Here is a 25,437-nt window from a genome sequence, read left to right as displayed (position 1 = left end):
CGCTCGCATAACGCCCACAGCAGGAGGCTGCAGGTGGATTCTGCATCACCTTAGCGCAGGCGGGCCTCAGGAGGGGTCGATGACCAGGAGGAGGTCGCCGCCCTGTACCTGTTCGATGGCGCTGATGGCCAGTCGTTTGACGGTTCCGCCGACGGTGGTGGTGATGCCTGCTTCCATCTTCATTGCTTCAATGGTTGCGATGGTGTCTCCGGCCTGGACGGTGTCTCCCTCGGCGACGCTGAGGGTCACTGCTCCGGCGAACGGGGCGGCGACGTGCCCGGGCTGGGCAGGGTCGGCTTTCTCCGCGGCCTTGACGTCGCTGTGCACGCTCCGGTCACGTACGACAACGGGCCGCATCTGCCCGTTGAGCGTGCACATGACGGTGCGCATACCCTTCTCATCGGCGTCGGAGACCGCCTCGAGGGTAGCGATGAGCCGCACACCCTTCTCGAGTTCGATGACGTGCTCGCCGCCCTGCTGCAGCCCGTAGAGGTAATCGCGGGTGTCCAGGACGGACACGTCACCGAAAGTTTCGCGAGTGCTCTGGAAGTCCTTGGTGGGACCGGCGAACAGCAACCGGTTCAGCGTGGTCCGGCGGGTCGCCGAGTCCCCCTCCAGGGCTTGCTGGTCTTCGGCGGCCAGGTCGGCGTCGCGTACCTTGACGGTGCGCCCCTGTAGGGCCTTGGTGCGGAACGGTTCAGGCCAGCCTCCGGGCGGGTCGCCGAGTTCACCGCTGAGGAACCCGATCACAGAATCCGGGATGTCATAGCTTTGCGGGTTTTCCTCGAACGCTGCAGGGTCCACGTTGGAGCCGACGAGTTGCAGGGCAAGATCGCCCACGACCTTCGAGGACGGGGTGACCTTCACCAGCCGGCCGAGCATCCGGTCCGCTGCCGTGTACATGTCCTCGACGGCCTCGAAGCGTTCGCCGAGCCCGAGTGCGATGGCCTGCTGGCGGAGGTTGGAGAGCTGACCGCCCGGGATCTCGTGGCGGTAGACCCGGCCTGTAGGCCCGGGCAGCCCGGACTCGAACGGTGCGTACACCCGCCGCACTGCTTCCCAGTACGGTTCGAGGGAGCTTACTGCCTCCAGCGACATGCCGGTGTCCCGTTCGGTGTGCGCGAGGGCTGCGACCAGCGCGGAGGCCGAGGGCTGGCTGGTGGTGCCTGCCAGCGACGCACTGGCAACGTCCACGGCGTCGACACCGGCGTTGGAAGCCGCCAGCAGGGTGGCGAGCTGGCCTCCCGCGGTGTCATGGGTGTGCAGGTGGACCGGCAGGTCGAACCGCTCCCGCAGCGCGGTGACGAGCTTCGCCGCCGCGGCCGGGCGCAGCAGCCCGGCCATGTCCTTGATTGCGAGGATGTGCGCTCCGGCGTCCACGATGCGCTGCGCGAGGTCGAGGTAGTAGTCCAGGGTGTAAAGCTTTTCCTCCGGATCGAGCATGTCCGAGGTGTAGCACAGGGCTACCTCGGCGACGGCGGTTCCGGTATCCCGGACCGCGCGGATCGCAGGTTCCATCTGCGAAACATCGTTCAGGGCGTCGAAGATCCGGAAGATATCGATACCCGTCGCAGCGGCTTCCTGCACAAACGCTTCGGTGACCGCTTCCGGGTACGGGGTATAACCAACGGTGTTGCGGCCGCGCAGAAGCATCTGCAGACACACGTTGGGCATCTCGGCGCGCAGGGTTGCGAGCCGCTCCCACGGGTCCTCGCCCAGGAACCGCAGCGCGACATCGTAGGTAGCTCCGCCCCACGCCTCGACCGAGAACAGTTCCGGCATTTTCGCTGACACGGCCTTACCAGCAGCGGCCAGGTCACGGGTACGAACACGGGTTGCCAGCAGAGACTGGTGCGCATCGCGGAAGGTGGTGTCGGTGACAGCCAACGCCGTCTGGGCGCGCAGCTCCGCCGCGAAACCCTCCGGACCCAGCTCCTGGAGCCGCTGACGGCTTCCCGGACGCTGCGCCGTGTCCTGCTCCGACTCGCTGAGTTCGGGTAGTTTCTCGGCTGGGTCAAGCTCCACGGTGAGTTCCCCGTTGGGCTTGTTCACCGTGACATCAGCCAACCAGTTCAGCAGCTTCGTGCCACGGTCAGCGGACACCCGTGCCGTCAACAGCTCCGGACGCTCATCAATGAACGAGGTGGCGATGTTACCGGCAATGAAGTCCGGATCCTCCAGCACCGCCTGCAGGAACGAAATGTTCGTCGACACCCCGCGCACCCGGAACTCCGCCAACGCGCGGCGTGCCCGGCGGACCGCGGATTCATAATCCCGGCCGCGGCAGGTGAGCTTGACCAGCATCGAGTCGAAGTGCGGGCTGATCTCAGCACCCGCATACACGGTGCCGCCGTCCAGGCGCACGCCCGCTCCGCCGGCGGACCGGTACGCGGTGATCTTCCCGACGTCGGGGCGGAACCCGTTCGCCGGATCCTCAGTGGTAATCCGGGACTGCAGGGCAGCGCCCCGCAACCGCACGGAATCCTGCGACAGGCCAAGATCAGCGAGCGTCTCCCCCGCAGCAATCCGCAGCTGGGACTGGACCAGGTCCACGTCGGTGACTTCCTCCGTCACCGTGTGCTCCACCTGGATCCGCGGATTCATCTCGATGAAGACGTGCTGCCCGGCGCGTTCACCGACAGTGTCCACGAGGAATTCCACCGTGCCCGCGTTCACGTAATTCAAGGCCTTCGCGAAGGCAACCGCGTCACGGTACAGCGCCTGCCGGATGTTCTCATCCAGATTCGGTGCCGGTGCGATCTCGATGACCTTCTGATGCCGGCGCTGCAGCGAACAATCCCGCTCGAACAGGTGCATCACGTTGCCTTCAGCGTCAGCGAGGATCTGAACCTCGATATGCCGTGGACGCAGCACAGCCTGCTCAAGGAACATCGTGGGATCGCCGAACGCGGAATCCGCCTCACGCATCGCCGCCTCAAGTGCTTCGCGCAGATCCTCGCGCTTATCCACCCGGCGCATACCCCGGCCACCGCCGCCGGCAACCGCCTTGGCGAAGATCGGGAAACCGATCTCATCCGCCGCCGCGACCAGCTCCTCAAGATCAGCCGAAGGTTGGGAGGACTTCAGGACCGGGATACCAGCCTGACGTGCCGCTTCCAGCGCACGGACCTTGTTTCCAGCCAGTTCCAGCACGTCCGCGGGCGGACCGACAAAGGTGATACCAGCCTCGGCCGCTGCCCGTGCGAGGTTCGGGTTCTCGGACAGGAAGCCATAACCCGGATAAATAGCATCGCAGCCAGCTTCCTTTGCTACCCGGACAATTTCATCCACATCCAGATATGCGCGGACCGGGTGGCCTTCCTCACCGATCAGGTACGCCTCGTCCGCCTTCTGCCGGTGAATCGAATTCCGGTCCTCCTGCGGGAAAACCGCCACCGTCTTCGCGCCGGTTTCAAAACCCGCCCTCATCGCACGAATGGCGATCTCGCCACGATTAGCTACCAGAATCTTCGAGAACATTGCTCTCCTGCGCTCTTGCGGGTTCGATGGAACGACAACTTAGCGTCCCCAGCCTACATTTGGTCTTTCTGGTCACAGTAATTTGCGTTCATGAGCCGGTAACTTCTTGTCGCGCCCCACCGTGGAGCCGGGTTCGTTCGATCTATCGGTCCACCTATGATGAATAGGTGTGCGGGGACGATAAACCCTGCCATCTGGGCATCTCAACGTTAGGTATTGGTTCAACAAGTGCAAGTAGTGAGCATCAGCAGCCTCAAAGGTGGGGTCGGCAAGACCTCGGTCACCCTGGGACTGGCATCCGCGGCGATGTCCGCCGGGATTCCCACACTTGTTGTTGATCTCGATCCGCATGCGGACGCCACCACAGGACTGGGTGTGCAGGCCAATGACCAGATTGATATCGGCCGCCTGCTGAAAAATGCACGGCGGGGAGATCTCGCGGCGAATGTGGTACCAAGCGGCTGGGTGAATAACGCGGTGAAGCGCGGCTCCAGCACGACGGCTCCCGTCCTCGATGTCGCGATCGGTTCTGCATATTCCGGCATCTACGACCGCCCCGACCTCGGCAAGCGTGACCTGCGCCGGTTGTCGATGCTGCTGGAACGGGTTGAGGGTTACCGCCTTGTCCTGATTGACTGCCCACCGTCACTGAACGGACTGACGCGCATGGCCTGGACCGCGAGCAACCGGGTTCTGCTTGTTGCCGAGCCCGGTCTGTTCTCGGTCGCCGGCACTGAACGGACCATGCGCGCGATCGAACTTTTCAAGAACGAGTTTGCGCCGAACCTCGCACCCGCAGGGATTGTGGCCAACCGGGTGCGCACCGGTTCCAATGAGCACACGTTCCGGTTGAACGAGATGAAGCAGATGTTCGGTGACCTGCTGCTCAGCCCCACCATTGCAGAGCAGGCGAACTGGCAGCAGATTCAGGGCGCTGCGCATGCGGTGCACCACTGGCCGGGTGAATCGGCCAAGCAGGCCGCCGGATACTTTGATGATTTGCTGCGCGCCCTGCTCGATTCCGGCCGTATGCGCAATCGGGTGGCGCGCCGCTAAGGCTCGTCATTCGGGCGAGGGCTGCACACCGGACCACGGCGTGAGCAGACCGGACCACGGCGTGAGCAAACCGGTCGAGTGAGAGCGGAATACTGCTCACCGATCTCCAGTTTGGTCCCAGCCTTGTCCAGATTGCTCCAACAGACGGCGGGCGCATCCAGCGCTCGGCCCGATCCTGACGCATGGCACAAAACGCCCCGCTCGAGGCGGGGCATAATGCTTGCTCCTGGTCAGCTGATCTTGCGGGCTTCCCGTCGCTTGCTCAATTCGTCATCCGGGAAATTCCGATCGGAGGCGTGCTCGCTGGGTAGCGCTGCGAGGCTGCCTTCCACTTCCCTCCATACACGCCCGACGGCGATGCCGAAGACTCCCTGCCCGCCCTGGACAAGGTCAATCACCTCGTCAGCAGACGTGCATTCATACACGCTGGCGCCGTCACTCATCAAAGTGATCTGCGCAAGATCTTCGACTCCGCGCTCCCGCAGGTGCTCAACGGCGCTGCGAATCTGCTGCAGCGAGACGCCAGTGTCCAGCAGGCGTTTGACGACCTTGAGCACGAGGATGTCGCGGAAACCGTAGAGACGCTGGGACCCGGAGCCCTTGGCGCCCCGAACGGCCGGTTCAACAAGTCCGGTGCGTGCCCAGTAATCGAGTTGGCGGTAGGTGATGCCTGCGGCTTTGCAGGCTGTAGGTCCGCGGTAACCCGCGTCCTCATCAAGCACAGGAAGGTCTTCGGTGAAGAGTAGGCCCTGTGCGCTGGCAGGTATCGCAGTACCTGTAGCGGCCGCGTTGGCACCCGTACCGGCGTCGCCTTTCGGACTCACGTGTTGCCTCCTCGTTCTGGTTCCCGGGGGGAAGTGGCGCAAGCCGAGGTCCACAGGGGTCTATTGAGTGTCTGCCCTGAGTTTACAGCTAGTGCAATGGGAACTGTATGCTTCGACGTTAGATCCCCGGGTGGCCGAGGTCAAAGATGCCGCTCATACAATCCAAGCGTGTCGTTTTGGGTTACTTCTCAAAGTCTTCAGGCTCGACGTCGGCCAGGAACTCGCGGAACTGCTTCAACTCACGCTCAGCGTTAGCCTGACCTTCCGGGGAGGCGGCCTCGGCGTCGTCGTCATCTGCTTCTGCAATCTCCACCCCGGTGTCCTCCATGACCTGTGGAGCGCAGTAGATGGGGCACGGTACGCGCAGTGCGATAGCGATGGCGTCCGAGGCGCGGGAACTCACTGTAATGCCGTCCGTGAACACCACCTCAGCGTGGAAAACCGTGTCCTCCACCCGAACTATCCGAACCTCGGTGACCGTGTGATTGAGGGCGGCGACGATGCTGACCAGGAGGTCGTGGGTCATGGGACGCGGCGGGATGATGCCCTGCTGGACGAAGGCGATTGCACTGGCCTCCGGCGCCCCGATCCAAATGGGGATGTGGCGGGTGCCTGCCGCTTCCTTGAGCAGGACCAGGGGCTGATTGGACGGTAGCTCGATGCGAACGCCCACAACATCCATCTCGATCATGTCTGCCTCCTAGTTTTCCATCCGTGCAATCTGGCCCTGGACGAGGGCGCTATGGAGGTTGAGGCAAAGCTCGCTGATCTCACGAGCTGTTTCTGCCGCCCTGGCCTTGGAAGCGACGTCACGGCGGGAGGCGACCGGGGCGACGACGCGCTCAACAAGACCCAGTTCACGGTCTGCTGCTGCACGAAAGGGACGAAGGTGGCGTGGTTCGATCCCGTGTGACTCCAGCTGCACACAAGCACGGGTGATCTTCAGTGCGTGTTCATCGAAGCGGCCCTCAACCTCGGCGATGAGGCCGAACGCCATGAGGTCCCGAACCAGTTCGGGGCGTGCGCCGGCCTCCGCGGCGAGGGTTTCCCGCGTAAGACGCCGGGCGTGTGATCCGAGCTCGCGGGCGAGCTGCTCCGACACCATCCGCGGCGCGAGGGTGAGGCCGCCGGGCAGGTTGTCGGGACGTTCTCCCCGGTCCACTGCGTCGAGGTAGTCCTTGATGACCTTGAGCGGCAGGTACTGATCGCGTTGGAGGGCCAGGACAAAACGCAGGCGCTCGACGTCGACAGGCGTGTATTTCCGGTAGCCCGCCCGGGTGCGCTGGGGGGTGATCAGCCCTTTTTCCTCAAGGAACCGGATCTTGGATGCGCTGATCTGCGGGAAGTCCCCGGCCAGCTCGGTGAGGACCTCCCCGATATTCAGTACGTTCCCGCTGACGCGCTCCGGGGCTACACCCACGGGTCGCCGGGACGGCTGGGAGGAGGGCATCGAGGTCCCTAGACCTGACCCTGCGGCTGCGACACGCTCCCGGCAGCATAGAAGGTGAGACGGAACTTGCCGATTTGCACTTCGTGACCATTGCGCAGCACAACGGTGTCCACGCGGTCATTGTTGACATAGGTGCCGTTGAGGCTGCGGGAGTCGACAACCCGGAAGCCCCCGGATTCACGGTGGAATTCAGCATGCTTGCGGGAAACCGTTACGTCATCCAGGAAGATGTCGGCGTTGGGGTGGCGCCCAACTGTGGTGACGTCTTCATCCAGCAGGAAACGCGCACCGGCATTTGGCCCGGTATGTGCGATCAACAGCGCTGATCCGGCCGGGAGTGCTGCAACGGCCGCGAGTTCCTCGTGGGTCAGCCGCGGCTCCACGGACGCGGAGGTCTGCGGCGGCAGTCCGATGGTGGTGGTTTCAGGCGAAGGCACATGCGATCCCGAAGCGTCCTGCGCGGCTGCGTTGTTCTCGCCTACCATTGAAAATTCCTTCCCCAAAACACATGGCCAACCGGTTACCCGGCTGGCCACCATCTGTTTGCCTAGCCGGTGACTCTAGCCTACCTGCTGTGAGTATTCCGACGAACTGAGAAGCTCCTTGACCACTGAGTTGTCCTCAACCTTGATCTCAAGCAGCCAGCCATCGCCGTACGGATCGGTGTTGATCAGGGCAGGATCGCCGTCGAGCGCTTCGTTGCGGTTGACGACCTCGCCCGTGAGCGGCGCGTAGATGTCGCTGACGCTCTTGGTGGATTCGACTTCACCGATGACGTCGGACGAGCCCACTTTCGAGCCGGCCTCCGGCATCTGAACATAGACGACGTCGCCGAGCGCATCCTGGGCGAAGTCGGTGATGCCTACACGGACAACGCCATCGTTGTCGGGGGCTGTAACCCACTCGTGTTCGGCGGTGTAGTAAAGGTCTTCGGGAATGTTGCTCATTGTCGGCCTTTCGTGGGCACCGGACGGAAGATTCCTGGCATGCGGTGAATAAGCGGCGGCCCCTTATCTTCCGATCCGGGGCCTTAGGAACGAGTATAGGCACAGTGGCCCTGCCCAGTGTGACCCCTTTCAAAAGGTTCAGTTCCAGCCGCGCCCGAGCTGTATGTACGCAGCGTCCATGGAAATTCAAGTCTCGATGAGACAGGATCAACCCATGACTGACCTGCCCTTTCCGATTCAGCCGATGCTCGCCAAAGCCGTGGACGCCGTGCCGGAACCCGACAGCGTTTCCGGCGGCTTGAGCTATGAACCGAAGTGGGACGGCTTCCGAGCGGTTATCCGCATCGAAGACGGAGAGTGTGAAATCGGCAGCCGTGGGTCCAAGACTCTCACCCGGTACTTTCCCGAACTCGTGGAGGCACTGCTTGAGAACCTTCCCGAGCGGTGCGTGGTCGATGGAGAAATTGTTGTCCGCCGCGGTGAACCGGGAGCTGAACGCCTCGACTGGGAAGCTCTGTCGCAGCGCATCCACCCGGCCGACAGCAGGGTGCGCCTGCTCGCGAAGGAGACACCAGCGTCGTTCATTGCCTTCGATCTGCTCGGTCTCGACGAACATAACCTGCTGGAAGTTCCGTTTGCCGAGCGCCGGAAAGCGCTGGAGGGAATCGCTGAGACGTTCTCGGAGCCGGTGCACCTTTCACAGGTGACCGGCGACGTCGAACTCGCGCGACGCTGGCTCGTAGAGTTCGAGGGCGCAGGCCTGGACGGCGTGGTCGCCAAGCCGCTGACCGCCGGCTACGAGCCGAATAAACGCCGCATGCTCAAGGTCAAGCACAAGCGCACTGCCGATGCCGTCGTGCTCGGTTACCGCGTACACAAGAGCGGTCAGGGTGTTGGTTCGCTTCTTTTGGGACTGTACGACGACGGCGGTGAGTTGCGTAATGTGGGCGGCGCCTCCGCATTCTCCGACAAGCGGCGGTTGGAACTGATCGACGAGCTTGAGCCCGATGTCCTACGTGACGAGGACGGCGAGGTTGTTCGCGGGGAGACGGACCGGAGCCGGTTCGCCTCCGCGAAGGACGTCTCATACGTCCGCTTACACCCGCGGCGGGTAATGGAGGTGCGGTACGACCAGATGGAAGGCGACAGGTTCCGGCACACGGTGCAGTTTGAGCGGTGGCGCCCGGACCGGGAGGCGCGGTCCTGTACGTTCGAGCAGCTCGAAATTCCGGCGGCCTACGACCTGAGCGAGGTACTCGCCTAGCTTCGTTACCCCGGATTGTGGATAACTACAGGGTTGCCAACCGACTCTGGTTAGGATGGTTGGCGGCCCACAAAATCACATGTTCGGGGAATTCATGGCTCAGTCTCGCGTGGCGAACGCCCTTGCCGGCGCCACCCTTTCAGTACTTGTTCTCACCGGGTGCACCGGCGGTGACCCCGGCGCGGCTCAAACGCCGTCCGAGGCTCCGTCGGCGTCAGCTGCTGCTACGGCGTCAGAATCGCCTTCAGCGACGCCGACTCCGACGCCTACACCGTCCCCTGCTTCCGCAGCTGGGCCCGCCGTGAACATTCCGGTTCCCGAGAAGCCGGCTCTAGCCGACGAAAATTCAGTGGAGGGGCTGGAGGCGTTCACGACGTGGTGGTTTGAGCTGCTGAACTATGCATACGCGACAAACGATCTCGAGCCGTTGAAAGCGGTAACGGATCCGGAGTGTGGAACCTGTAGCAACATAACGGGTTCCATCGGCGAAGCATTCGCAAAAGACGGCTGGGTCGTCGGTAACGAGATTCAAGTCGAAAATTTCGACAGCGAGTTTGAGCAGAACGTTCACGGGTCTGTGTCCTCCTTCATCACAATCACTCAACAGTCCGCTACGTACTATGCGTCCGACGGAACGTTGCTCAACGAAACACCCGGCTTCACCGATCCAGACCTGAATGAACTCATTGCTTTTTACGAGAACCGTGCTTGGCGCCTTCTCGATGTCGGCGCCGTGAACGTGGATTGAAACTGATGTTGAGCTGCGTTGAGACAGTGTCCTCTGCGAGGTTTCGAGGAGTCGGAATATCAGCGTTGATAGCCTTCCTTGCCGTTGCACCCGGACCGGGTCTGACCCCGCCTGAGGAACCTGTCGACGCAGGGTGGGGGCCCGGCAAGGTGGTCGTTGAAAACGGTGATCCGGCGCCAGCGCAGAGTCCCCCCGGACCTTCGGCAGGCGAAGCGGACGGCTCCAACGGTGGATCGAACGCTTTGGCTGAATCGGCTGGCATCACCTACACCTACGAGCGGGTTTGTCTTCAAAACGTGGGCAATAATCTTGACCCCGCGGTCTGCGTGGACCTCAACGCGCAGTGTGATGCTGAGCCGGACGGCGCATTAGTCGAGTGGATTGCCATCGACAGCTCCACTACCCCGCCTACGGAAACCCCCACAGGCGACAGGTCCTGCCTCTACCCCGGCTCCCCTGCGCCGGAACCGCCAAATGGCGGCGAGGTGGCGGAACCTGCGGTCGTCATTACTCTCGAGGACTTCCAGAGTCAGCCGATCATCGCCGCTGCCGTGGTTTCAGAGCCGAACAACTTTGGCCTACTGGGCGGACACAACAACTTCTGGGCGGACGTTGAGGAACAGGAGTTCACCTTCGAAACCCTCGGCGACCAGGTGCGCATCCGTGCGTGGCCAGTGGCTTACGACTGGAACTACGGCGACGGCACTACCCGGACCACTCAAACGGCAGGGAACGCCGTTACGGAGTCAGACTGGCTCCTGGTGGAAACGCCCACCAGCCATGTCTACAGCGCGACCGGCGACTACAATCTCGTCCTCAGCACCCGCTTCAACGGTGACTATTCGGTCAATGACGGGCCCTGGATTCCTATCGCGGGACAAGCTGCAGTCCAATCGGAGCCGCATCTCATCAGTGTCTGGCGCTCGGATAACCGGCTGGTGGACGGCACCTGCGCAGAGAACCCGTCAGCGTGGGGATGCTAGAGGGACCTACTTGTCCTTCTTCGCCCGGCTCGGCTGAACCCTGGGTGGCTCCCCCGGCATCTTCGGGTAGTCGGGAGGAAACGGCAGCTCCCCGAGACCGGAATCCAAATCGCGCTGCCACCACTCGAGCAGCGTATCGATGGTGCCGGGTTTCTCATGGAAGTCGGCCCACGGATCACCGACCGTACGCAACCGATCCGGCACGGTCAGAATCGTGAAGTCTTTCGGATGAACCTTCTCAAGTTCGTCCCACGTGATGGGGCAGGAAACAGGCGCATGTGAAAGCGCACGAGGACTGTACGCGCCTGCGATAGTGCGATCCCGGTTCGCCTGATTGAAGTCGACGAACACCCGTTCTCCACGCTCTTCCTTCCACCAGGACGTGGTCACCTGCTCAGGCATACGCCGCTCAAGCTCACGCGCAGCAGCAATCACCGCATGCCGTACGTCGAGGAACTCCCGGACCGGCTCGATCGGCGCGTACACGTGAATTCCCCTATTACCGGACGTTTTCAGGAAGGCGTTGAGTCCGGCCTCCTGAAGCACCTTCCGCAGCTCAATTGCAGCAGGTACGGCGTCGTCGAAATCAGTACCGGGTTGAGGATCCAGGTCGATGCGCAACTGGTCAGGGTTGTCCGAATTATCGGCGCGGGACGGCCAGGGGTGAAACACAACGGTGTTCATCTGGGCTGCCCACACCGCTGCCGCCGGCTCGTCAATCACCAGCTGCGGGTGAGACCGCGCACTCGGATACTCGACCTTCACGGACCGGATGTAGTCCGGTGCACCCTTCGGCGGATTTTTCGAAAAGAATTGGTCGCCGTCGATGTTGTCACCAAAACGCTGCAGCGCAAGCGGCCGGTCGCCGTTGGCCGTAATAAAAGCCTCACCCACGTCAATGAGGTACTTGGCCAGGTCAAGCTTCGTCAACCCGAGTGCCGGCCACATGACGCGGCTGGGACTCGAAATACGAACCTCGCGGGTGCCGTGCGGCCCATCAACGGATAAGACTGTCGCCTCGGATGCCATGCGTCCAACATACTCTGCGGGACCACGGACATCCCCGGTGCGGCACGCCGCCCAGGGTCAAGCCGGGAGAATCACGCCGATCGGCTCACGCTTCTCAGCCTGGAACCTGTCTTCGGTACGCCCGGCAGCCCAGTATCCGGACAGGGAGAGCTGGTTCTTGGACAGTCCGCGCTCTTTCAAGAACACGTCCCGCAGCGCCTTCATGGATTCCCGCTCGCCGTGCGCAAAGACCTGCACTCGGCCGGCCGGCCACTCATAACCCGCTACCGCAGCGGCAAGTAACGATGCCGTCGTGTCATCGCGCGCCTCACGGTGAACCCAAACGACCTCTACACCCGACGGTTTGGTGAGCTCGATGACGTCGTCGTGTCCGCGGCACTCGAGGAAAGCTACTCCGGCCGCCTCCGCCGGCAGGTACTCAAGAGCAGCAGCAATGGCGGGCAGCGCCGATGCATCACCCACGAAAAGGTGCCAATCGGCGGTCGCGTCAGGAGCGTAGGCTCCATTGGGCCCCATCAATGCAATCCGGTCTCCCTGCTTTGCGCGGGCAGCCCAGGGCCCGGCCAGGCCCTCGTCGCCATGTACGACGAAATCTATGTCGATGGTTCGGTCCACCGAATCGACCCGCCGGACAGTGTACGTGCGAGTGACCGGCACATCGTCAGGCGGAAGCTGTTCACGAAGCGCAACGAGATCGTACGGCGGTTCGAGACCGAGTTCCGGCTTGGCAAACAGCATCTTGACGTAGCTGTCGGTGACGTCCTTGGGTCGAAACTGTTCGAAGGCAGGTCCGCCGAGCGTCACCCGCACCATGTGCGGGGTCACCCACGAAGTCCCTAAGACATCGAAGACAAGTTGAGGACGGGCAGGCTTGGCTCTCGGCGAAGGTGCATCCATACCCCCAATTTCTCACGCCCGGACAATTTCCATGGAATCTTCATGGCCTCAAGGCCCGCCGGGCCCAAGGGCGTAGGGTCAGAGAGTGATTCTCCATCCCCAGGAAGGAACGCCGGGTTGCCGTTTGTACTCTCCCGCTTGATCCGCCGACTCGGCCGCTCCCGCATCTGGGTGGCGCCGACGCTCATTATCCTTACAGTGTTCCTGACCAGTTGGCCGCTCATGGCATGGGCAGAGCCGACCAGCAACACCATCACCTCACCCGAGAATTACTGGTGGTGGTTCATGGTCACGGCTTCCACTGTCGGCTACGGCGATTTCTTTCCCACCACAATCGGCGGCCACCTCGTCGGCGTGTACGTCATCATCGGCGGCATTGTCACGCTGACCACGCTCTTCACCCGCATCGCAACCGCGATCGAAAACGCGAAAGGACGGCGCATGAAGGGTCAGCTGGACCTCGATATGTCGGACCACCTGGTGATTGTCGGCTACACGCCCGGCCGCACCGAACGGCTGGTGCAGGAAATACTGTCAGACAGCGCTGACCCCGTGGCGCTATGCACGTGGGATGACGTGCTTGAGAACCCCATGGCGGAGCACTCGAATCTCGGCTTCGTCCGAGGCGACCTCGCCGAAGAAGGCGTGCTGAAGCGTGCAGGGATCCACCGCGCCAGGCGCATTCTCATCGACGCCCGGGACGATAACGAAGCGCTGGCTGTCACCGTGGCCGTCACGCACGTGAATCCCGACGCGCATATCGTCGTCACCTTGCGGGATATGAGCCGCGCGAGCAATTTCTCCTATGTCGACGACGATGTCCGCTGCGTTCAGTGGCACTCACCGCGTCTTGCTATTGAAGAGCTTCAGGATCCGGGCATAGCGGTTGTCTACGCGGACCTGATGTCCCATGGAGGAAGGAATACCTACAGCACCGCACTGCCTGACACGCTGTCGACTATGAGATTCGGCGAAGTACAGGAAGCGTTGGGGCGAACATTCACCACCACGGTACTTGCAGTCCAGCACGAAGGAACCGTCATCAACCCGGAGTGGCACGCGCCGCTGCCTGCAGGCGCAGTTCTCTACTACGTGGGAGAACGAAGGCTTTCGGTGCAGGAAATCACGGGAGCTTTGGCCACGTAGCGCTAAGCGACAGCTACGCCAGCGGCACGTTCCGGACACAAAAAGGCCCCGGAAACGACGAGTTTCCGGGGCTGATCTGTCGGGATGACAGGATTTGAACCTGCGACCCCCTGACCCCCAGTCAGGTGCGCTACCAAGCTGCGCCACATCCCGATCGGCGCGGACATACCGTCCGAACCACCTGAAGAATCCTATCCTATCGACGCCCTGACCGGCGAACCGGTACAGGGCCTGCGGTGGCTACTTCTTGCGCCCGCGCTTCTCGCGAACCCTCATCGAAACCTCGATCGGGGTCCCCTCGAAGCCGAACGTCTCACGCAGCCGGCGTGTGATGAACCGGCGGTACCCAGGATCGAGGAACCCGGTCGTGAAGAGAACAAAACGCGGTGGACGCGATGACGCCTGCGTACCGAACAGGATGCGCGGCTGCTTTCCGCCGCGCACCGGGTGCGGGTGGGCTGCAACGAGCTCGCCGAGGAACGCGTTCAGCTTGCCGGTGGGAATGCGCTTGTCCCAGGACTCCAGCGCAAGATCAAGCGCGGGTACGAGACGGTCCTTGTGCCAACCGGTCATCGCGGAAAGGTTGACGCGCGGCGCCCATTCGACGTGCGCCAGGTCCTGCTCGATCTCGCGCTCCAGGTAGCGGCGGCGTTCGTCGTCGAGCAGGTCCCATTTGTTGAACGCGAGAACCAGCGCACGGCCGGATTCAATCGTCAGATTCAGGATGCGCACATCCTGCTCGCTCAGTACTTCATCAACGGCGAGGAGGACGACGGCGACCTCCGCCTTCTCCAGCGCGGACTGCGTCCGCAGCGAGGCATAGAAATCGGCGCCCTGCGCCATGTGCTGGCGCCGGCGGATGCCTGCGGTATCGACAAACCGCCACACGCGGCCGCCGAGTTCGATCATCTCGTCCACCGGGTCACGGGTGGTACCGGCCAACGGGTCAACGACAACCCGCTCGGTACCCGCCAATTTGTTCAGCAGCGAGGACTTACCGACGTTCGGGCGCCCGATCAGCGCAACGCGCCGCGGGCCGCCGGACCGCTCAAGTCCCCCGTGCTCGGAAAACTCCGGCATGATCTTGACGGCCTTGTCCAGCATGTCCGCCGTACCGCGCCCGTGCAGCGCCGACACGGGCATCGGCTCGCCGAAACCGAGCGACCACAGAGCTGCGGCGTCGGCCTCGTTCTGGATGTCGTCGACCTTGTTCGCGACCAGGATGACCGGCCTCTTCTTGCGCCGCAGCATCTTCACGATTGCCTCGTCGGTCGCGGTCGCGCCGACCGTTGCATCGACAACGAGCAGCACGGCATCGGCGAGGTCGACGGCGGCCTCAGCCTGGTCGGCGACGCGAGCGTGGATACCGCGCGCATCGTGTTCCCAGCCACCGGTGTCCACCAGTGTGAAGCCGGTGCCGTTCCAGGTGGCCGAGTACATGACGCGGTCACGAGTGACGCCCGGGGTGTCTTCCACGACAGCCTCACGGCGCCCGAGAATGCGATTGACCAGAGTGGACTTGCCCACGTTGGGACGGCCGACGATCGCGAGGACAGGATCCAGTCGGACTGGGGCGTCGTCGTCGTAATCGCCCAACTCCTGCGCGAGGAGGGCTGCGTCCTCCTCATCCAGCTCATAATCCTCCAGACCGGCGCGCAGGGATTCTGCACGACGCTCAGCCTCCGCGTCATCCAGGGCATGGATGTGTTCGGTCACGGAGTCCTCGCCTGTGGGCTCGTACTCTTCCTCAAGTCCGGTCTGGTTCTCGCTCATATTTCGCGATCCTTCGTTTTATTGGTGGGCGACGGTGCGAACGACGTCGAGCACCGCTGTCACTGTCTGCTCAAAGTCCAGGTCCGATGAGTCAACGGTAACCACACCGTTTGCGGCCTGCTGAAAATTCACCACTGAGGAATCCTTTGCGTCACGCGCCAGGACCTGCTGCTTCAGCTGCTCCGCGGTCTGGGTGCCGCCGAGCTGGTCCCCGCGCCGCCGCAGCCGCGCCTCTTCGCTTGCGGTCAGGAGGATACGGACCTCCGCGTCAGGGGCGACGACGGTGGTGATGTCCCTGCCTTCCGCCACGATGCGGTGGTGGGAGTCGGCGATGATCTGGCGCTGCCGGCGAATCAGTTCACTGCGCGCACCGAGCGTGGTGGCAACGGCGCTGACGGCCTGGGAAACCCGCGGTTCCCGGATGGCGTCCGTGACGTCGATTCCGCTGATCATGACGAACTCGGTGTCCGGCTGGGTACTGATGGACAGGTCGAGTTCGCGGGAGGCTCGTTCCACTGCACCGGCATCGGAGAAATCCACGCCTTTTTCCAGGCAGTTGAGCGTGACCGCGCGGTACATGGCGCCCGTGTCGAGGTACGCCGCGTGAAGCCGCCGGGCAGCTTCCCGGCTGACGCTGGACTTGCCCGATCCGGACGGACCATCGATGGCCACCACGAGTGACTTGCCCAATCGGAAGTGCGCCAAAGTCGAAGACACTACGGGAGAGACTAAGGAAGAATCTGGGGAAGACACTGAGCCGGTCACTGGACCACCTTCCATCCGCGGTTCGTAAGAAAATCGGTCAGCTCGTGCCGTTTGCCGGGCAGCACCGAGACCTCGGCCATGCCCACCTGCCGCTCCGGTGAGTGCTCCAGCCGGAGGTCCTCAAGGTTGATTCCGGTCTCCCCGATGTCGGTGAGCAACCGGGCAATCTGCCCCGGAACGTCATCCACCAGCACGGTAAGCCGGGCGAAGGCTTCCGGCGGGGTGCCGTGCTTGCCTGGAATGCGGGCCTGACCGATGTTTCCCTCGGCCATCAGCTGTGCCATATCCAGGCGGGCGCCCTCTGCCACCGGATTCTCGAGCGTACCGATGAGCCGGTTCAGGTCCTCGCGAACCCCGTAGAGAATCTCCACCAGCCGGCCGGCATTCGCCGACAGGATCTGAACCCACAGTCGGGGGTCACTCGCGGCGATTCGCGTCACGTCCCGCAGCCCGTTTCCGGCGAGGGACAGCGCGTGGGCCGGGGTATCCTGCAGCCTGCTCGCGAGCAGGGACGACAAGACCTGCGGCAGGTGGGAAATAACCGCAACTGACTGGTCGTGTTCCTCGGCGGACATCCGCGACACGACTGCCCCCAGGTCGATTGCCAGCGCCTCGGCCGTGCGTACCGCTTCCGGGGCACTGCGTTGCGACGCGCAGATCACCCACGGCATGGAAGTGAACAGCTCAGCGCGGGCCGCCACAGGCCCGGATTTCTCACGCCCCGCCATCGGGTGGGTGCCCACATAGCGCAGGAGGGCGTCGTCGTCGGCTGCTTCCGTTACCGACTTCAGCACCGCGTCCTTGACGCTTGCAATGTCGACGACGACGGCGGCCGGATACGCTGCCAGCGCATCAGTCACGAGCGCACCGGTGACGTCCGGCGGGGCGGCAACAACCACGAGTTCCGGCGCGAACGCTGCATCAGCCGGCTCAAGCGGCCGGCCGGCTCCAATGTCCTGCGCCACGGCTTGGGTGGACGGGGAGATGTCCGACAGCACGACGTCGATCCCCCGCGCCCGCAGACCGAGCCCGATGCTGGTGCCGAGCAAACCCGTGCCGACGATCAGCACCGGCCCCGACAGGTGTGTGCCGCCGTTTGTTACGGTCATCGGCTACATCTCCACAGCGGCCAGGAGGTGCCCAACTTCCTGACGGCCGAGAACGCGGATGCTGCCCTGGCGCTGGTCGCCGACGCGGATGGGACCGAACTGGGTTCGGACCAGGCGCTCGACGGGGTGCCCGATGGCATCGAACAAGCGGCGCACCACGCGGTTGCGGCCGGAGTGGATAACGACCTCCACGAGCACATGCCCGGGAGTGGAATCGACGAGCCTGAAGGAATCGACCCGGGCGATGCCGTCCTCCAGCTCAATGCCCTCCTTCATCTGGGCGCCGATCCCGTGGGCCATCGGTCCGCGGACCTGCACCAGGTAGGTCTTGGGCACCTCAAAGGACGGATGCGTCAGGCGGTTGGTGAGTTCGCCGTCGTTGGTCAGCAGCAGCAGGCCTTCGGTTGCGACATCGAGGCGGCCGATATGGAAGAGACGCTCACCCTTGCGGTTCTTCAGGAAATCGCTGATGCAGGGGCGGCCTTCCGGGTCTTCCATGGTGGAGACGACACCCTTGGGCTTGTTGAAGGCGTAGTACATCATGGTCTCGTTGAGCTGAAGACGGAGGCCATCGACGTGGATCGCTGCGGTCGATGCATCGACGCGCACACCGAGGTCGGTCACGATGGTGCCGTCCACCTCAACGCGGCCGTCGCGGATCATGTCCTCGCACACCCGGCGGGAGGCGACGCCTGCGGATGCCATGATCTTCTGCAGGCGGACGCCGTCGGGATTGTGCACGTCGAGCCGGTCGACCGGCGGAGCCTTCGGGCGGCGGGGGCGGTGTACTGCGCCGAGGTTGCGGCCGAACCGCTCCTTGCCGAATGGCGCTGACCCGGCAGACGCACCGCGCTGACCGCTGCGCGCTGCTTTCGGAGCGCCCTTGCCTGCGCCTGCACTCTTGGACGCGCCGGCACCCTTGTAGCCGTCCGCGCTCTTGGACGCGCCGGCACCCTTGGGTGCGCGGGCTCCCTTGTAACCGCCTGCACTCTTGGAAGCGCCGGTGCTTTTGGGGCCGTCGTATCCCCTGCCTGCGCGCGCGGGCTTCGCGTCACCGGCGTCCCTGGCGGGCTTACCCGCGGAATCGGAGGCAGGGTTACGGCCGTCGCGGTTCCTTCCGGATCCGGAGCGGGGCGCCTGTGTCATTGAAAGTCCTTAGCTGTTGTACGTCAGTACGTGGTGTGATCGAAGTCCTGCAGGTTTTCCAGTCCGGGCAGGTGCGGAGAGAGCTTGGGCAGGTCGGCGACGGTGCCGATGCCCAATCTTTCCAGAAAAAGCGGCGTTGTTCCGTAGAGCACCGCGCCGGTCTCCGGATCGGTAGCCACATCGGCGGCAAGTCCACGCTGAACAAGGGTGCGGACCACCGAGTCCACATTCACCCCGCGGATTGCCGACACCCGCGAGCGTGATACCGGCTGCCGGTAAGCGATGACGGCGAGGGTTTCCAGAGCTGCCTGCGAAAGCCGCGCGCTCTGTCCGTCGAGAACAAACCGTCCGACGACGGCAGCGAACTCGCTGCGCGTGTAGAACCGCCACCCGCCGGCGACATTTCGGAGCTCGATACCCCGACGCCGCGCTGGTCCGGGTTCCGGGCCCTGACCAGTATAGCCGTCATACTCGGTCATCAATTCCGCAAGTGCTTCCTGCACCTGGTGCACGGGAACTTCGAGCGCTGTGGCCAATTGCAGCTCGGTCACGGGTTCCTCAACGACAAGGAGCACGGCCTCGACGGCGGCCGGCACTCCCCCGGGCAAGGACGCGACGTCGGTCACAGGCTCTCCTTCCGGCTCTGCACGAGCGCCTTCAGGGATTTCAGTTCGCTCGCTCACGGACTCCTCCTCCTGCTGCGTTCTCATCCGCAACCGACGGAACGTCCTGATCGTATTCCTCACTGATGCGCTCCGCCGACCAGTCCCGCTCCCCCGCCGACCACCGGACGGTCAGCTCCCCCAGCGGCACAGCCTGATCCATGGTGATGACCATGTCCCGGAACATTTCCAGCAGGGCCAGAAAACGGGCGACGACGACGACCAGTGAGTCCGCGTCTGCGGTGAGCTGCCGGAAGGACAGGACTCCCTGCTCCCGCAGGCGGTGCCCGATGATGTCGGCCTGCTCGCGGACGCTGACGGCCGGAGCGTGCAGGTGGCCGATTCCAACCTCCGTGGGCGCCGGCTCGCGGGGCTCCAGCGCTTTCGCGGCTATCGCTGCAAAGTCCGACGGCGACATCCGCCAGGTGAGCTCCGGCATCATCGCTGCGATCTGTGGTTCAAGCGCTACCTCACGAGGGAACCGTCCGGCCTCTTCAACGAGGCGCGTTCCCAATTGCCTCGCGATTTCCTTGAATGCCTTGTACTGCAACAGTCGAGCGAAGAGAAGGTCGCGGGCCTCGAGCAGAGCGATATCTTCCTCGTCCTCGACCTCCCCCGATGGCAACAAGCGGGCCGCCTTGAGGTCCAGGAGGGTAGCGGCGATGACAAGGAACTCGCTCGCTTCGTCCAGTGAAAAGCTGTCGCCGGCGGCGCTGAAAGCCCGGATGTAGCCGATGAACTCGTCCGTGACCTTTGCGAGGGCAATCTCTGTGATGTTCAGCTCATGCTTGGAAATGAGGCTCAGCAACAGGTCAAACGGCCCATTGAAGTTCTCGAGCCGGACTTCGAACCGCCCAGCCTTCTCCGGCTCCGGCAGTGCGAGGGGGGCGCCGTCGTCGTCGTCGTTAGCGTCCTGCGCCATCAGGCGGGGTGCCTGCTAGGGCGCTCCGCCGCGGGAGATGAGCTCCCGGGCGAGGTTGCGGTAGGCATCCGCTCCGGAGTGGTTGCCGGCGTACGTGGTGATCGGCTCAGCGGCGACGGTGGCGTCCGCGAACTTGATGGTGCGCTTGATGACTGTCTCGAAGACCTTGTCTCCGAAGGCTTCCACGAGACGCGCGATGACTTCGCGGCTGTGGAGGGTCCGCGCGTCATACATGGTTGCGAGGACGCCATCCACCTGCAGGCGCGGATTGAGGCGGTCCTGGACCTTCTCGATGGTTTCGACCAGCAGCGCAACGGCGCGCAGCGCGAAGAATTCGCAGATCAGCGGAATGATGACGCCGTGCGCCGCGGTCAGCGCGTTGACCGTCAGGAGACCGAGCGAGGGCTGGCAGTCGATGAGGATGACGTCATAGTTGTCTTCGACCTTGCGGAGGGCGCGGTCCAGGACCTGCTCGCGGGCGACCTCGTTGACCAGCTGCACTTCTGCGGCGGAGAGGTCGATGTTTGCCGGCAGGAGGTCGATGTTCTCGACGCCGGTGTGCTGGATGGCGTCCTCGATGTTGACCTTGCGGTCCATGAGGACGTTGTAGACGGTGACGTCGAGCTCATGCGGATTGGTTCCGAGGCCCGCCGACAGCGCACCCTGCGGATCGAAGTCGACGAGGAGGACGCGGCGGCCTGCCTCGGCGAGCGCGGCGCCCAGGTTGATGGTGGACGTTGTCTTGCCGACACCACCCTTCTGGTTCACCATGGCGATGACGCGGGCGGGGCCGTGGGAGGCCAGCACCGGCGGCTCGGGAAATTCGGTGACCGGACGTCCGGTGGGGCCAATCTCTGAGTCGGTTGCGTCCTTCAGAGTTGTGGAACCCTGTTCGCTACTCACGTATCTATCCACGCTTCCGTCTAGTGCTTGTCCAGTAACAAGTTACTGCTCGCTTGCTTCCCCACGTTACAACCGCTCCCCCTTGGAGCCGTGGAAATGCGACACACGCCGTGCGCGAGCCTTGAGTCTCAAGTTGAGGTTCAAGCTTGAGGGTTCCGGTTGGCGTTCGGCGCACTGAAACAGCAGGACACGCCCCTTATGAGTCTGCCAAAGGGGCGTGTCCTGCGAATTCAACGAGGGGATCAGCGGTTGGCGCCGACCCTGTCCTCTTCGCGACGGTCGGAGATGTGAGACTCCGCGATGTCGGTCTTGGTCTCTGCTCCGTCCTCGGCGGTGTCCGCTTTGGCATCTTCGAAGTGACCGGCAGTCATGGTCGCCTCGTCGAAGGGCAGGCGGCCGGCGAGCACTTCGTCCACCTGGTCGCGCTCAATCTCCCTGGTCCAGGTGCCGATCAGAACGGTGGCAACGGCGTTGCCGGTGAAGTTGGTCAGCGCGCGTGCCTCGGACATGAAGCGGTCGATGCCGACGATCAGGCCGACGCCGTCCACGAGGTCGGGGCGGTGCGACTGGAGACCGCCTGCCAGGGTGGCCAGGCCGGCGCCGGTGACGCCTGCAGCACCCTTCGAAGCAATGATCATGAAGACCAGCAGGGAGATCTGTTCGCCGAGCGCAAGCGGGGTACCGAGGGCGGACGCAACGAACAGCGACGCCATGGTCAGGTAGATTGCGGTGCCGTCAAGGTTGAAGGAGTAGCCGGTGGGGACCGTGACGCCGACAACCGGCTTGGAGACACCCAGGTGCTCCATCTTCGCGATCAGGCGGGGCAGCGCTGCTTCCGAGGATGAAGTCGAGAAGATGAGCAGGTACTCGCGCCCCAGGTACTTCATCAGCTTGAAGATGTTGATGCCGGTGACGATCTTGAGGAGGCCGCCGAGGACAACAACGATGAAGATGATGCAGGTGACGTAGAACGCGGCCATCAGGGTGAACATGCTCACGATGGCCTGGACACCGGTTTCACCGACGACGGCGGCGATGGCACCGAATGCGCCGATCGGCGCGAGCCACATGATCATGATGAGGATGCGGAAGACCAGCGCCTGGATGTGGCCGATGCCGCGCAGGATCGGTTTGCCGGCCGTTCCCATCTTCTGGAGGGCGAAACCGACCAGCAGGGCGACGAACAGCGTCTGGAGGATGCTGGTGCCGGTCAGCGAGGACAGCAGGGTGTCCGGAATGATGCCGAGCAGGAAGTCAGCGGTTCCTTCAGCTTCCGTGCTCTCCGTCTCATAGGTAGCGCCGGAAATGTCCAGGCCCTCACCGGGCTGGACGATATTTCCGACCACCAGGCCGATGCCCAGCGCGAACGTGGACATCAGCATGAAGTACCCGAGGGCCAGACCGCCGACTTTGCCGACAGTTGCCGCCTTCGCGATGGACCCGATGCCCAGCACGATCGTGCAGAAGATGATCGGGGCGATCATCATCTTGATCAGACCGATGAAGGCGGTGCCGATGGGCTTGAGGGATTTGGCCACCTCGGGTGCAGCGAGGCCAAGGATTGCGCCGGCAATCACGGCGACGATGACGGCAATGTAGAGAAAGTGGGTCTTGTCCACTCTCTTGCGGGGCTTGTCGACCGAAGCGGCAGACTGTGCAGGCATCTTCGCCATGTACGTTTACTCCTTATGCTGGTAGGCGGCCCAATGGCCGGTTCATTACCATCGTGGGCGCTAGAGTGATGCCGGTCACCATTGCGTTCATACTGTTCGCCGGTCCGTGAACCACAAGGGGCAGCTGCCCGAAGATCGGGGCGTCGTCGCAGGTGAGAGGAGCGTGAACCGAGTGAGGAACTGGAGCCTGGCACGTCAGTTTTTCATCGGCCAACTCGTCTTCGTCCTCGCGCTGACCACCACCATTTCCTGGGTCCTTTATCTTGATGCGGAGGACAACACCTTCGACTCCGCATCTGCGCGCATGCTCGCAGTCGCCACGACGTTCGCCAATGACCCCTTCGTGCTTGAAGCAGTGCAGTCACCGGATCCCCCGGAGCTCCTGCAGCCCTACGCGGCAGAGGTGATGGATGAGCTCGGCGTCGATTTTGTGACCATCATGGACACCGACCGCACCCGCTACACCCACCGCAACACCAGTGAAATCGGTGGCCAGTACATCGGATCGATCGACCAGGCGCTTGGCGGAGACCCTCACGTCGAGTTGTTCACCGGGACACTGGGTCCATCAGTCCGTGCGATTGTCCCGGTCACTACTCCGGACGACGCCGTCACCGCCCTGGTCTCGGCCGGCGTCACCGTGGACACCGTGTCCATTGCGCGCAATGCGCAGTTGCCGCTCGTCTGGCTTATCGCGACGGGTGCGCTCACTGCCGGAACGATCGTGTCCCTGGTGTTGAGCCGCCACCTCCGCCGGGCAACACTCGGCCTAGGCACCGAACAGCTCGCCCGCATGTTTGTTTTCTACGATTCAGTACTGCACTCGGTGCGCGACGGGGTGGTGCTGACCAATCTCTCCGGCGATCTGGTGCTCTACAACGACCAGGCCGCAGCGCTGCTCAACCTGGAGCCATCGGCTCCGGGCGAGCCCAGGCCGGCATCCGGCGTCGGCCTCTCTCCCTCCATCCGCGAGCTGCTGGCCAGCGGTCGCCGCGCGGTCGACGAAATCCATGTCACCGATGACCGCGTCCTGGTGGTCAACCAGGAGCCGGCCGTCCCGGCGTCTGGGACGAAGCCCCTGGGAACGGTGACCACCATCCGGGACCACACCGAGCTCGAGGCCCTCTCGGATGAAGTCCAGACCATGCGGACGCTGACCGAAGCGCTCCGGGCGCAAACCCATGAGCACGCCAACCGGCTGCACACCATCGTGTCCCTGATCGAACTTGACCGCCGCACCGAGGCCCTTGAGTTCGCGACCCGGGATCTTCAGCAGTCGCAACAGCTCACCGATGAGGTGGTGGCGGCCATCGACGAACCATTCATCACCGCGCTGCTGGTCGGCAAGGCGGCGCAGGCCAATGAGCGCGGGCTGCGCCTGGACATCGATGTTGCAGGCACCCTCGAAACCTGCGGCATGGATCCAAGGGACCTCGTCACGATCATCGGCAACCTGCTGGACAACGCGTTCGACGCCGCGGCCTCCTCCGCGGACCGGTCCGTCTCGCTGTCGATTTACACAGCGGGCGACGACGCAGGTTTTGTCGGCATCGAGGTCGGCGACAGCGGACCCGGACTGAGTGACGCGCAGCTCGGCACGATCTTCACGCTGGGCTCCAGCTCAAAGGGCGCGGCAGGAACACGGGGTCTCGGGTTGGCACTGGTTCGGCAGGCTGTGCACCGGCTCGGCGGCACCATTGAGGTCACCAACGACGGCGGCGCCCTCTTCACGGTCCACCTCCCGGCCGGACCGTCCGCACTGGAAGGCGCAGACCCGGCCGGCCTGCGAGCGCACGGGGAGGGTCCCCGTGGCTGACCGGCCTGGCACTCAGCCCATCCGGGTACTGGTGGTGGAGGACGATCCCATCGCGGCGGAGGCTCACGCGCTGTATGTGAAGCGCCTCGAAGGGTTTGACCTTGCCGGTATCGCCGGCACCGGATCCGAGGCGCTCTCGATGCTGCGCCGGCAATCCGGGGCGGGAGGCGCCGTCGTCGATCTGGTGCTGCTCGATATGAACCTGCCCGACCTCCATGGTCTCGACATCATCCGCAGGATCCGCGGTTCGGGCAGCGGCGTGGACGTTATCGCCATCACCGCGGTACGGGAGCTGGGCGTAGTGCGCTCGGCCATCTCAGCTGGAATCGTGCAGTATCTCATCAAGCCCTTCACCTACTCGGCGTTCAGCGAGAAGCTCGGCAACTACCGGCTGTTCCGCGAAAATCTGCACGCGCAGGCCTCCTCCACCACACAATCTGAAGTGGACAACGCGTTCGCAGCGCTGCGTCCGCCGTCGCAGGGTGCCCTGCCGAAGGGGCTGTCCGAGGAGACACTGCGCGCCGTCGTTTCCTTCCTGTCGGCTGCGCCCGCGCCGGTGTCTGCAGTGGAAGTCGCGTCCTCGCTGGAACTGTCCCGGGTGACCGCGCGGCGCTACCTGGAGCATCTCGCCGACAGCGGCTCGGCCCGCCGGATGCCCCGGTACGGCACGCGTGGCCGGCCTGAACTCGAGTACACCTGGAACCGCTGAATACCCAGGTCCGTCAACCTCGGCCGAGTACCGCCGTCGTCGTTTGTGTATACAAAGCACGCCTTAAAGAAGCGATACGTTGCCCCGTTCGTCTTTCCTGTATACATTGGAGCGGTGGGACGAGCGGTGGAGCAG

Annotated in this window: 24 protein-coding genes and 1 tRNA gene; 7 read left to right on the top strand and 18 right to left on the bottom strand. The window is 63.6% G+C overall.

Translation table 11 applies throughout. The features are described 5' to 3' along the window. Nucleotides 1–66: 66 nt before the first annotated feature. Nucleotides 67–3,480, bottom strand: coding sequence for a pyruvate carboxylase (locus JOD47_RS14970; RefSeq protein ID WP_204535456.1), 3,414 nt, complete (start codon nt 3,478–3,480; stop codon nt 67–69). A 228-nt stretch (nt 3,481–3,708) separates the two neighbouring features. On the opposite strand from JOD47_RS14970, the gene JOD47_RS14965 reads away from it, so the two are divergent. After that, a complete protein-coding gene (locus JOD47_RS14965; protein WP_204535454.1) occupies nt 3,709–4,536 on the top strand; it encodes a ParA family protein in 828 nt (275 codons plus the stop codon). Nucleotides 4,537–4,766: 230 nt separating this feature from the next. On the opposite strand, the gene JOD47_RS14960 is transcribed toward JOD47_RS14965, so the two are convergent. The 5 genes from JOD47_RS14960 to gcvH form a co-directional block, all read right to left on the bottom strand. Next, on the bottom strand, nt 4,767–5,360 hold the full coding sequence (locus tag JOD47_RS14960; RefSeq protein WP_204535452.1) for a MerR family transcriptional regulator: 594 nt from the start codon (nt 5,358–5,360) through the stop codon (nt 4,767–4,769). Between the two features lie 181 nt (nt 5,361–5,541). Continuing rightward, nucleotides 5,542–6,051 (bottom strand): bifunctional nuclease family protein, encoded by a 510-nt coding sequence (locus JOD47_RS14955; protein ID WP_204535450.1) that lies wholly within the window; start codon nt 6,049–6,051, stop codon nt 5,542–5,544. A gap of 9 nt (nt 6,052–6,060) precedes the next feature. Continuing rightward, nucleotides 6,061–6,810, bottom strand: coding sequence for a transcriptional regulator FtsR (gene ftsR / locus JOD47_RS14950; protein WP_204535448.1), 750 nt, complete (start codon nt 6,808–6,810; stop codon nt 6,061–6,063). Between the two features lie 8 nt (nt 6,811–6,818). After that, the gene (locus JOD47_RS14945; RefSeq protein ID WP_204535446.1) at nt 6,819–7,295 is read right to left on the bottom strand and encodes an FHA domain-containing protein; all 477 of its coding nucleotides are present in this window, start codon (nt 7,293–7,295) and stop codon (nt 6,819–6,821) included. Between the two features lie 75 nt (nt 7,296–7,370). Next, on the bottom strand, nt 7,371–7,757 hold the full coding sequence (gene gcvH, locus JOD47_RS14940; RefSeq protein ID WP_204535444.1) for a glycine cleavage system protein GcvH: 387 nt from the start codon (nt 7,755–7,757) through the stop codon (nt 7,371–7,373). A gap of 214 nt (nt 7,758–7,971) precedes the next feature. On the opposite strand from gcvH, the gene JOD47_RS14935 reads away from it, so the two are divergent. Continuing rightward, nucleotides 7,972–9,021 carry an ATP-dependent DNA ligase gene (locus JOD47_RS14935; RefSeq protein ID WP_204535442.1) on the top strand — a complete coding sequence of 350 codons (1,050 nt, stop codon included), beginning with the start codon at nt 7,972–7,974 and terminating at the stop codon, nt 9,019–9,021. 186 nt (nt 9,022–9,207) lie between these two features. Here JOD47_RS14935 and JOD47_RS17720 read toward each other — a convergent pair whose 3' ends face one another. Beyond that, on the bottom strand, nt 9,208–9,330 hold the full coding sequence (locus tag JOD47_RS17720) for a hypothetical protein (protein WP_275577886.1): 123 nt from the start codon (nt 9,328–9,330) through the stop codon (nt 9,208–9,210). On the opposite strand from JOD47_RS17720, the gene JOD47_RS14930 reads away from it, so the two are divergent. Continuing rightward, nucleotides 9,323–9,769 (top strand): DUF6318 family protein, encoded by a 447-nt coding sequence (locus JOD47_RS14930; protein ID WP_204535440.1) that lies wholly within the window; start codon nt 9,323–9,325, stop codon nt 9,767–9,769. The genes JOD47_RS17720 and JOD47_RS14930 overlap by 8 nt on opposite strands. Nucleotides 9,770–10,011: 242 nt before the next feature. Beyond that, a complete protein-coding gene (locus JOD47_RS14925) occupies nt 10,012–10,752 on the top strand; it encodes a hypothetical protein (protein ID WP_204535438.1) in 741 nt (246 codons plus the stop codon). A gap of 6 nt (nt 10,753–10,758) precedes the next feature. Here the strand turns inward: JOD47_RS14925 and ligD are convergent, their stop codons facing one another. Together ligD and JOD47_RS14915 are read right to left on the bottom strand one after the other, a co-directional pair. After that, nucleotides 10,759–11,781 (bottom strand): non-homologous end-joining DNA ligase, encoded by a 1,023-nt coding sequence (gene ligD / locus JOD47_RS14920; RefSeq protein WP_204535436.1) that lies wholly within the window; start codon nt 11,779–11,781, stop codon nt 10,759–10,761. Between the two features lie 57 nt (nt 11,782–11,838). Continuing rightward, nucleotides 11,839–12,678: a siderophore-interacting protein gene (locus JOD47_RS14915; RefSeq protein WP_204535434.1), complete on the bottom strand. Its 840-nt coding sequence runs from the start codon at nt 12,676–12,678 to the stop codon at nt 11,839–11,841. Nucleotides 12,679–12,795: 117 nt separating this feature from the next. On the opposite strand from JOD47_RS14915, the gene JOD47_RS14910 reads away from it, so the two are divergent. Next, nucleotides 12,796–13,824, top strand: a complete 1,029-nt coding sequence (locus tag JOD47_RS14910; protein WP_204535432.1) for an ion channel — start codon at nt 12,796–12,798, stop codon at nt 13,822–13,824. A gap of 79 nt (nt 13,825–13,903) precedes the next feature. On the opposite strand, the gene JOD47_RS14905 is transcribed toward JOD47_RS14910, so the two are convergent. The 9 genes from JOD47_RS14905 to JOD47_RS14865 all read right to left on the bottom strand — a co-directional run bounded on the left by JOD47_RS14905 (nt 13,904) and on the right by JOD47_RS14865 (nt 22,777). Next, nucleotides 13,904–13,977, bottom strand: a tRNA-Pro gene (locus JOD47_RS14905). An 87-nt stretch (nt 13,978–14,064) separates the two neighbouring features. Further along, nucleotides 14,065–15,597, bottom strand: a complete 1,533-nt coding sequence (gene der / locus JOD47_RS14900; RefSeq protein WP_204535430.1) for a ribosome biogenesis GTPase Der — start codon at nt 15,595–15,597, stop codon at nt 14,065–14,067. Nucleotides 15,598–15,615: 18 nt separating this feature from the next. Beyond that, complete coding sequence (gene cmk, locus JOD47_RS14895; RefSeq protein WP_307836323.1) at nt 15,616–16,314, bottom strand: (d)CMP kinase; 699 nt, start codon at nt 16,312–16,314, stop codon at nt 15,616–15,618. A gap of 44 nt (nt 16,315–16,358) precedes the next feature. Then, nucleotides 16,359–17,471 (bottom strand): prephenate dehydrogenase, encoded by a 1,113-nt coding sequence (locus JOD47_RS14890; RefSeq protein ID WP_204535426.1) that lies wholly within the window; start codon nt 17,469–17,471, stop codon nt 16,359–16,361. 3 nt (nt 17,472–17,474) lie between these two features. Continuing rightward, entirely contained in the window at nt 17,475–18,617 is a 1,143-nt protein-coding gene (locus JOD47_RS14885) for a pseudouridine synthase (protein WP_204535424.1), read from the bottom strand. A gap of 23 nt (nt 18,618–18,640) precedes the next feature. Beyond that, nucleotides 18,641–19,300 (bottom strand): SMC-Scp complex subunit ScpB, encoded by a 660-nt coding sequence (gene scpB / locus JOD47_RS14880; protein ID WP_307836322.1) that lies wholly within the window; start codon nt 19,298–19,300, stop codon nt 18,641–18,643. Then, nucleotides 19,284–20,201, bottom strand: a complete 918-nt coding sequence (locus JOD47_RS14875) for a segregation and condensation protein A (RefSeq protein ID WP_204535420.1) — start codon at nt 20,199–20,201, stop codon at nt 19,284–19,286. The genes scpB and JOD47_RS14875 overlap by 17 nt, the downstream gene beginning before the upstream one ends. Nucleotides 20,202–20,216: 15 nt before the next feature. Further along, nucleotides 20,217–21,104 (bottom strand): ParA family protein, encoded by an 888-nt coding sequence (locus tag JOD47_RS14870; protein WP_204535418.1) that lies wholly within the window; start codon nt 21,102–21,104, stop codon nt 20,217–20,219. Between the two features lie 242 nt (nt 21,105–21,346). After that, nucleotides 21,347–22,777: a cation:dicarboxylate symporter family transporter gene (locus JOD47_RS14865; RefSeq protein WP_204535416.1), complete on the bottom strand. Its 1,431-nt coding sequence runs from the start codon at nt 22,775–22,777 to the stop codon at nt 21,347–21,349. 172 nt (nt 22,778–22,949) lie between these two features. Here JOD47_RS14865 and JOD47_RS14860 point away from each other — a divergent pair, with 172 nt between their 5' ends. Together JOD47_RS14860 and JOD47_RS14855 are read left to right on the top strand one after the other, a co-directional pair. Beyond that, complete coding sequence (locus JOD47_RS14860; protein ID WP_204535414.1) at nt 22,950–24,593, top strand: sensor histidine kinase; 1,644 nt, start codon at nt 22,950–22,952, stop codon at nt 24,591–24,593. Next, nucleotides 24,586–25,302: a response regulator gene (locus JOD47_RS14855; protein ID WP_307836321.1), complete on the top strand. Its 717-nt coding sequence runs from the start codon at nt 24,586–24,588 to the stop codon at nt 25,300–25,302. The genes JOD47_RS14860 and JOD47_RS14855 overlap by 8 nt, the downstream gene beginning before the upstream one ends. Nucleotides 25,303–25,437: the final 135 nt, after the last annotated feature.

The organism is Arthrobacter tumbae (assembly GCF_016907495.1).
GTDB classification, from domain to species: Bacteria; Actinomycetota; Actinomycetes; order Actinomycetales; family Micrococcaceae; genus Arthrobacter_D; species Arthrobacter_D tumbae.
The sequence above is the reverse complement of the archived record's forward strand: the minus strand, read 5'-3'. Positions and strand labels throughout refer to the sequence as shown.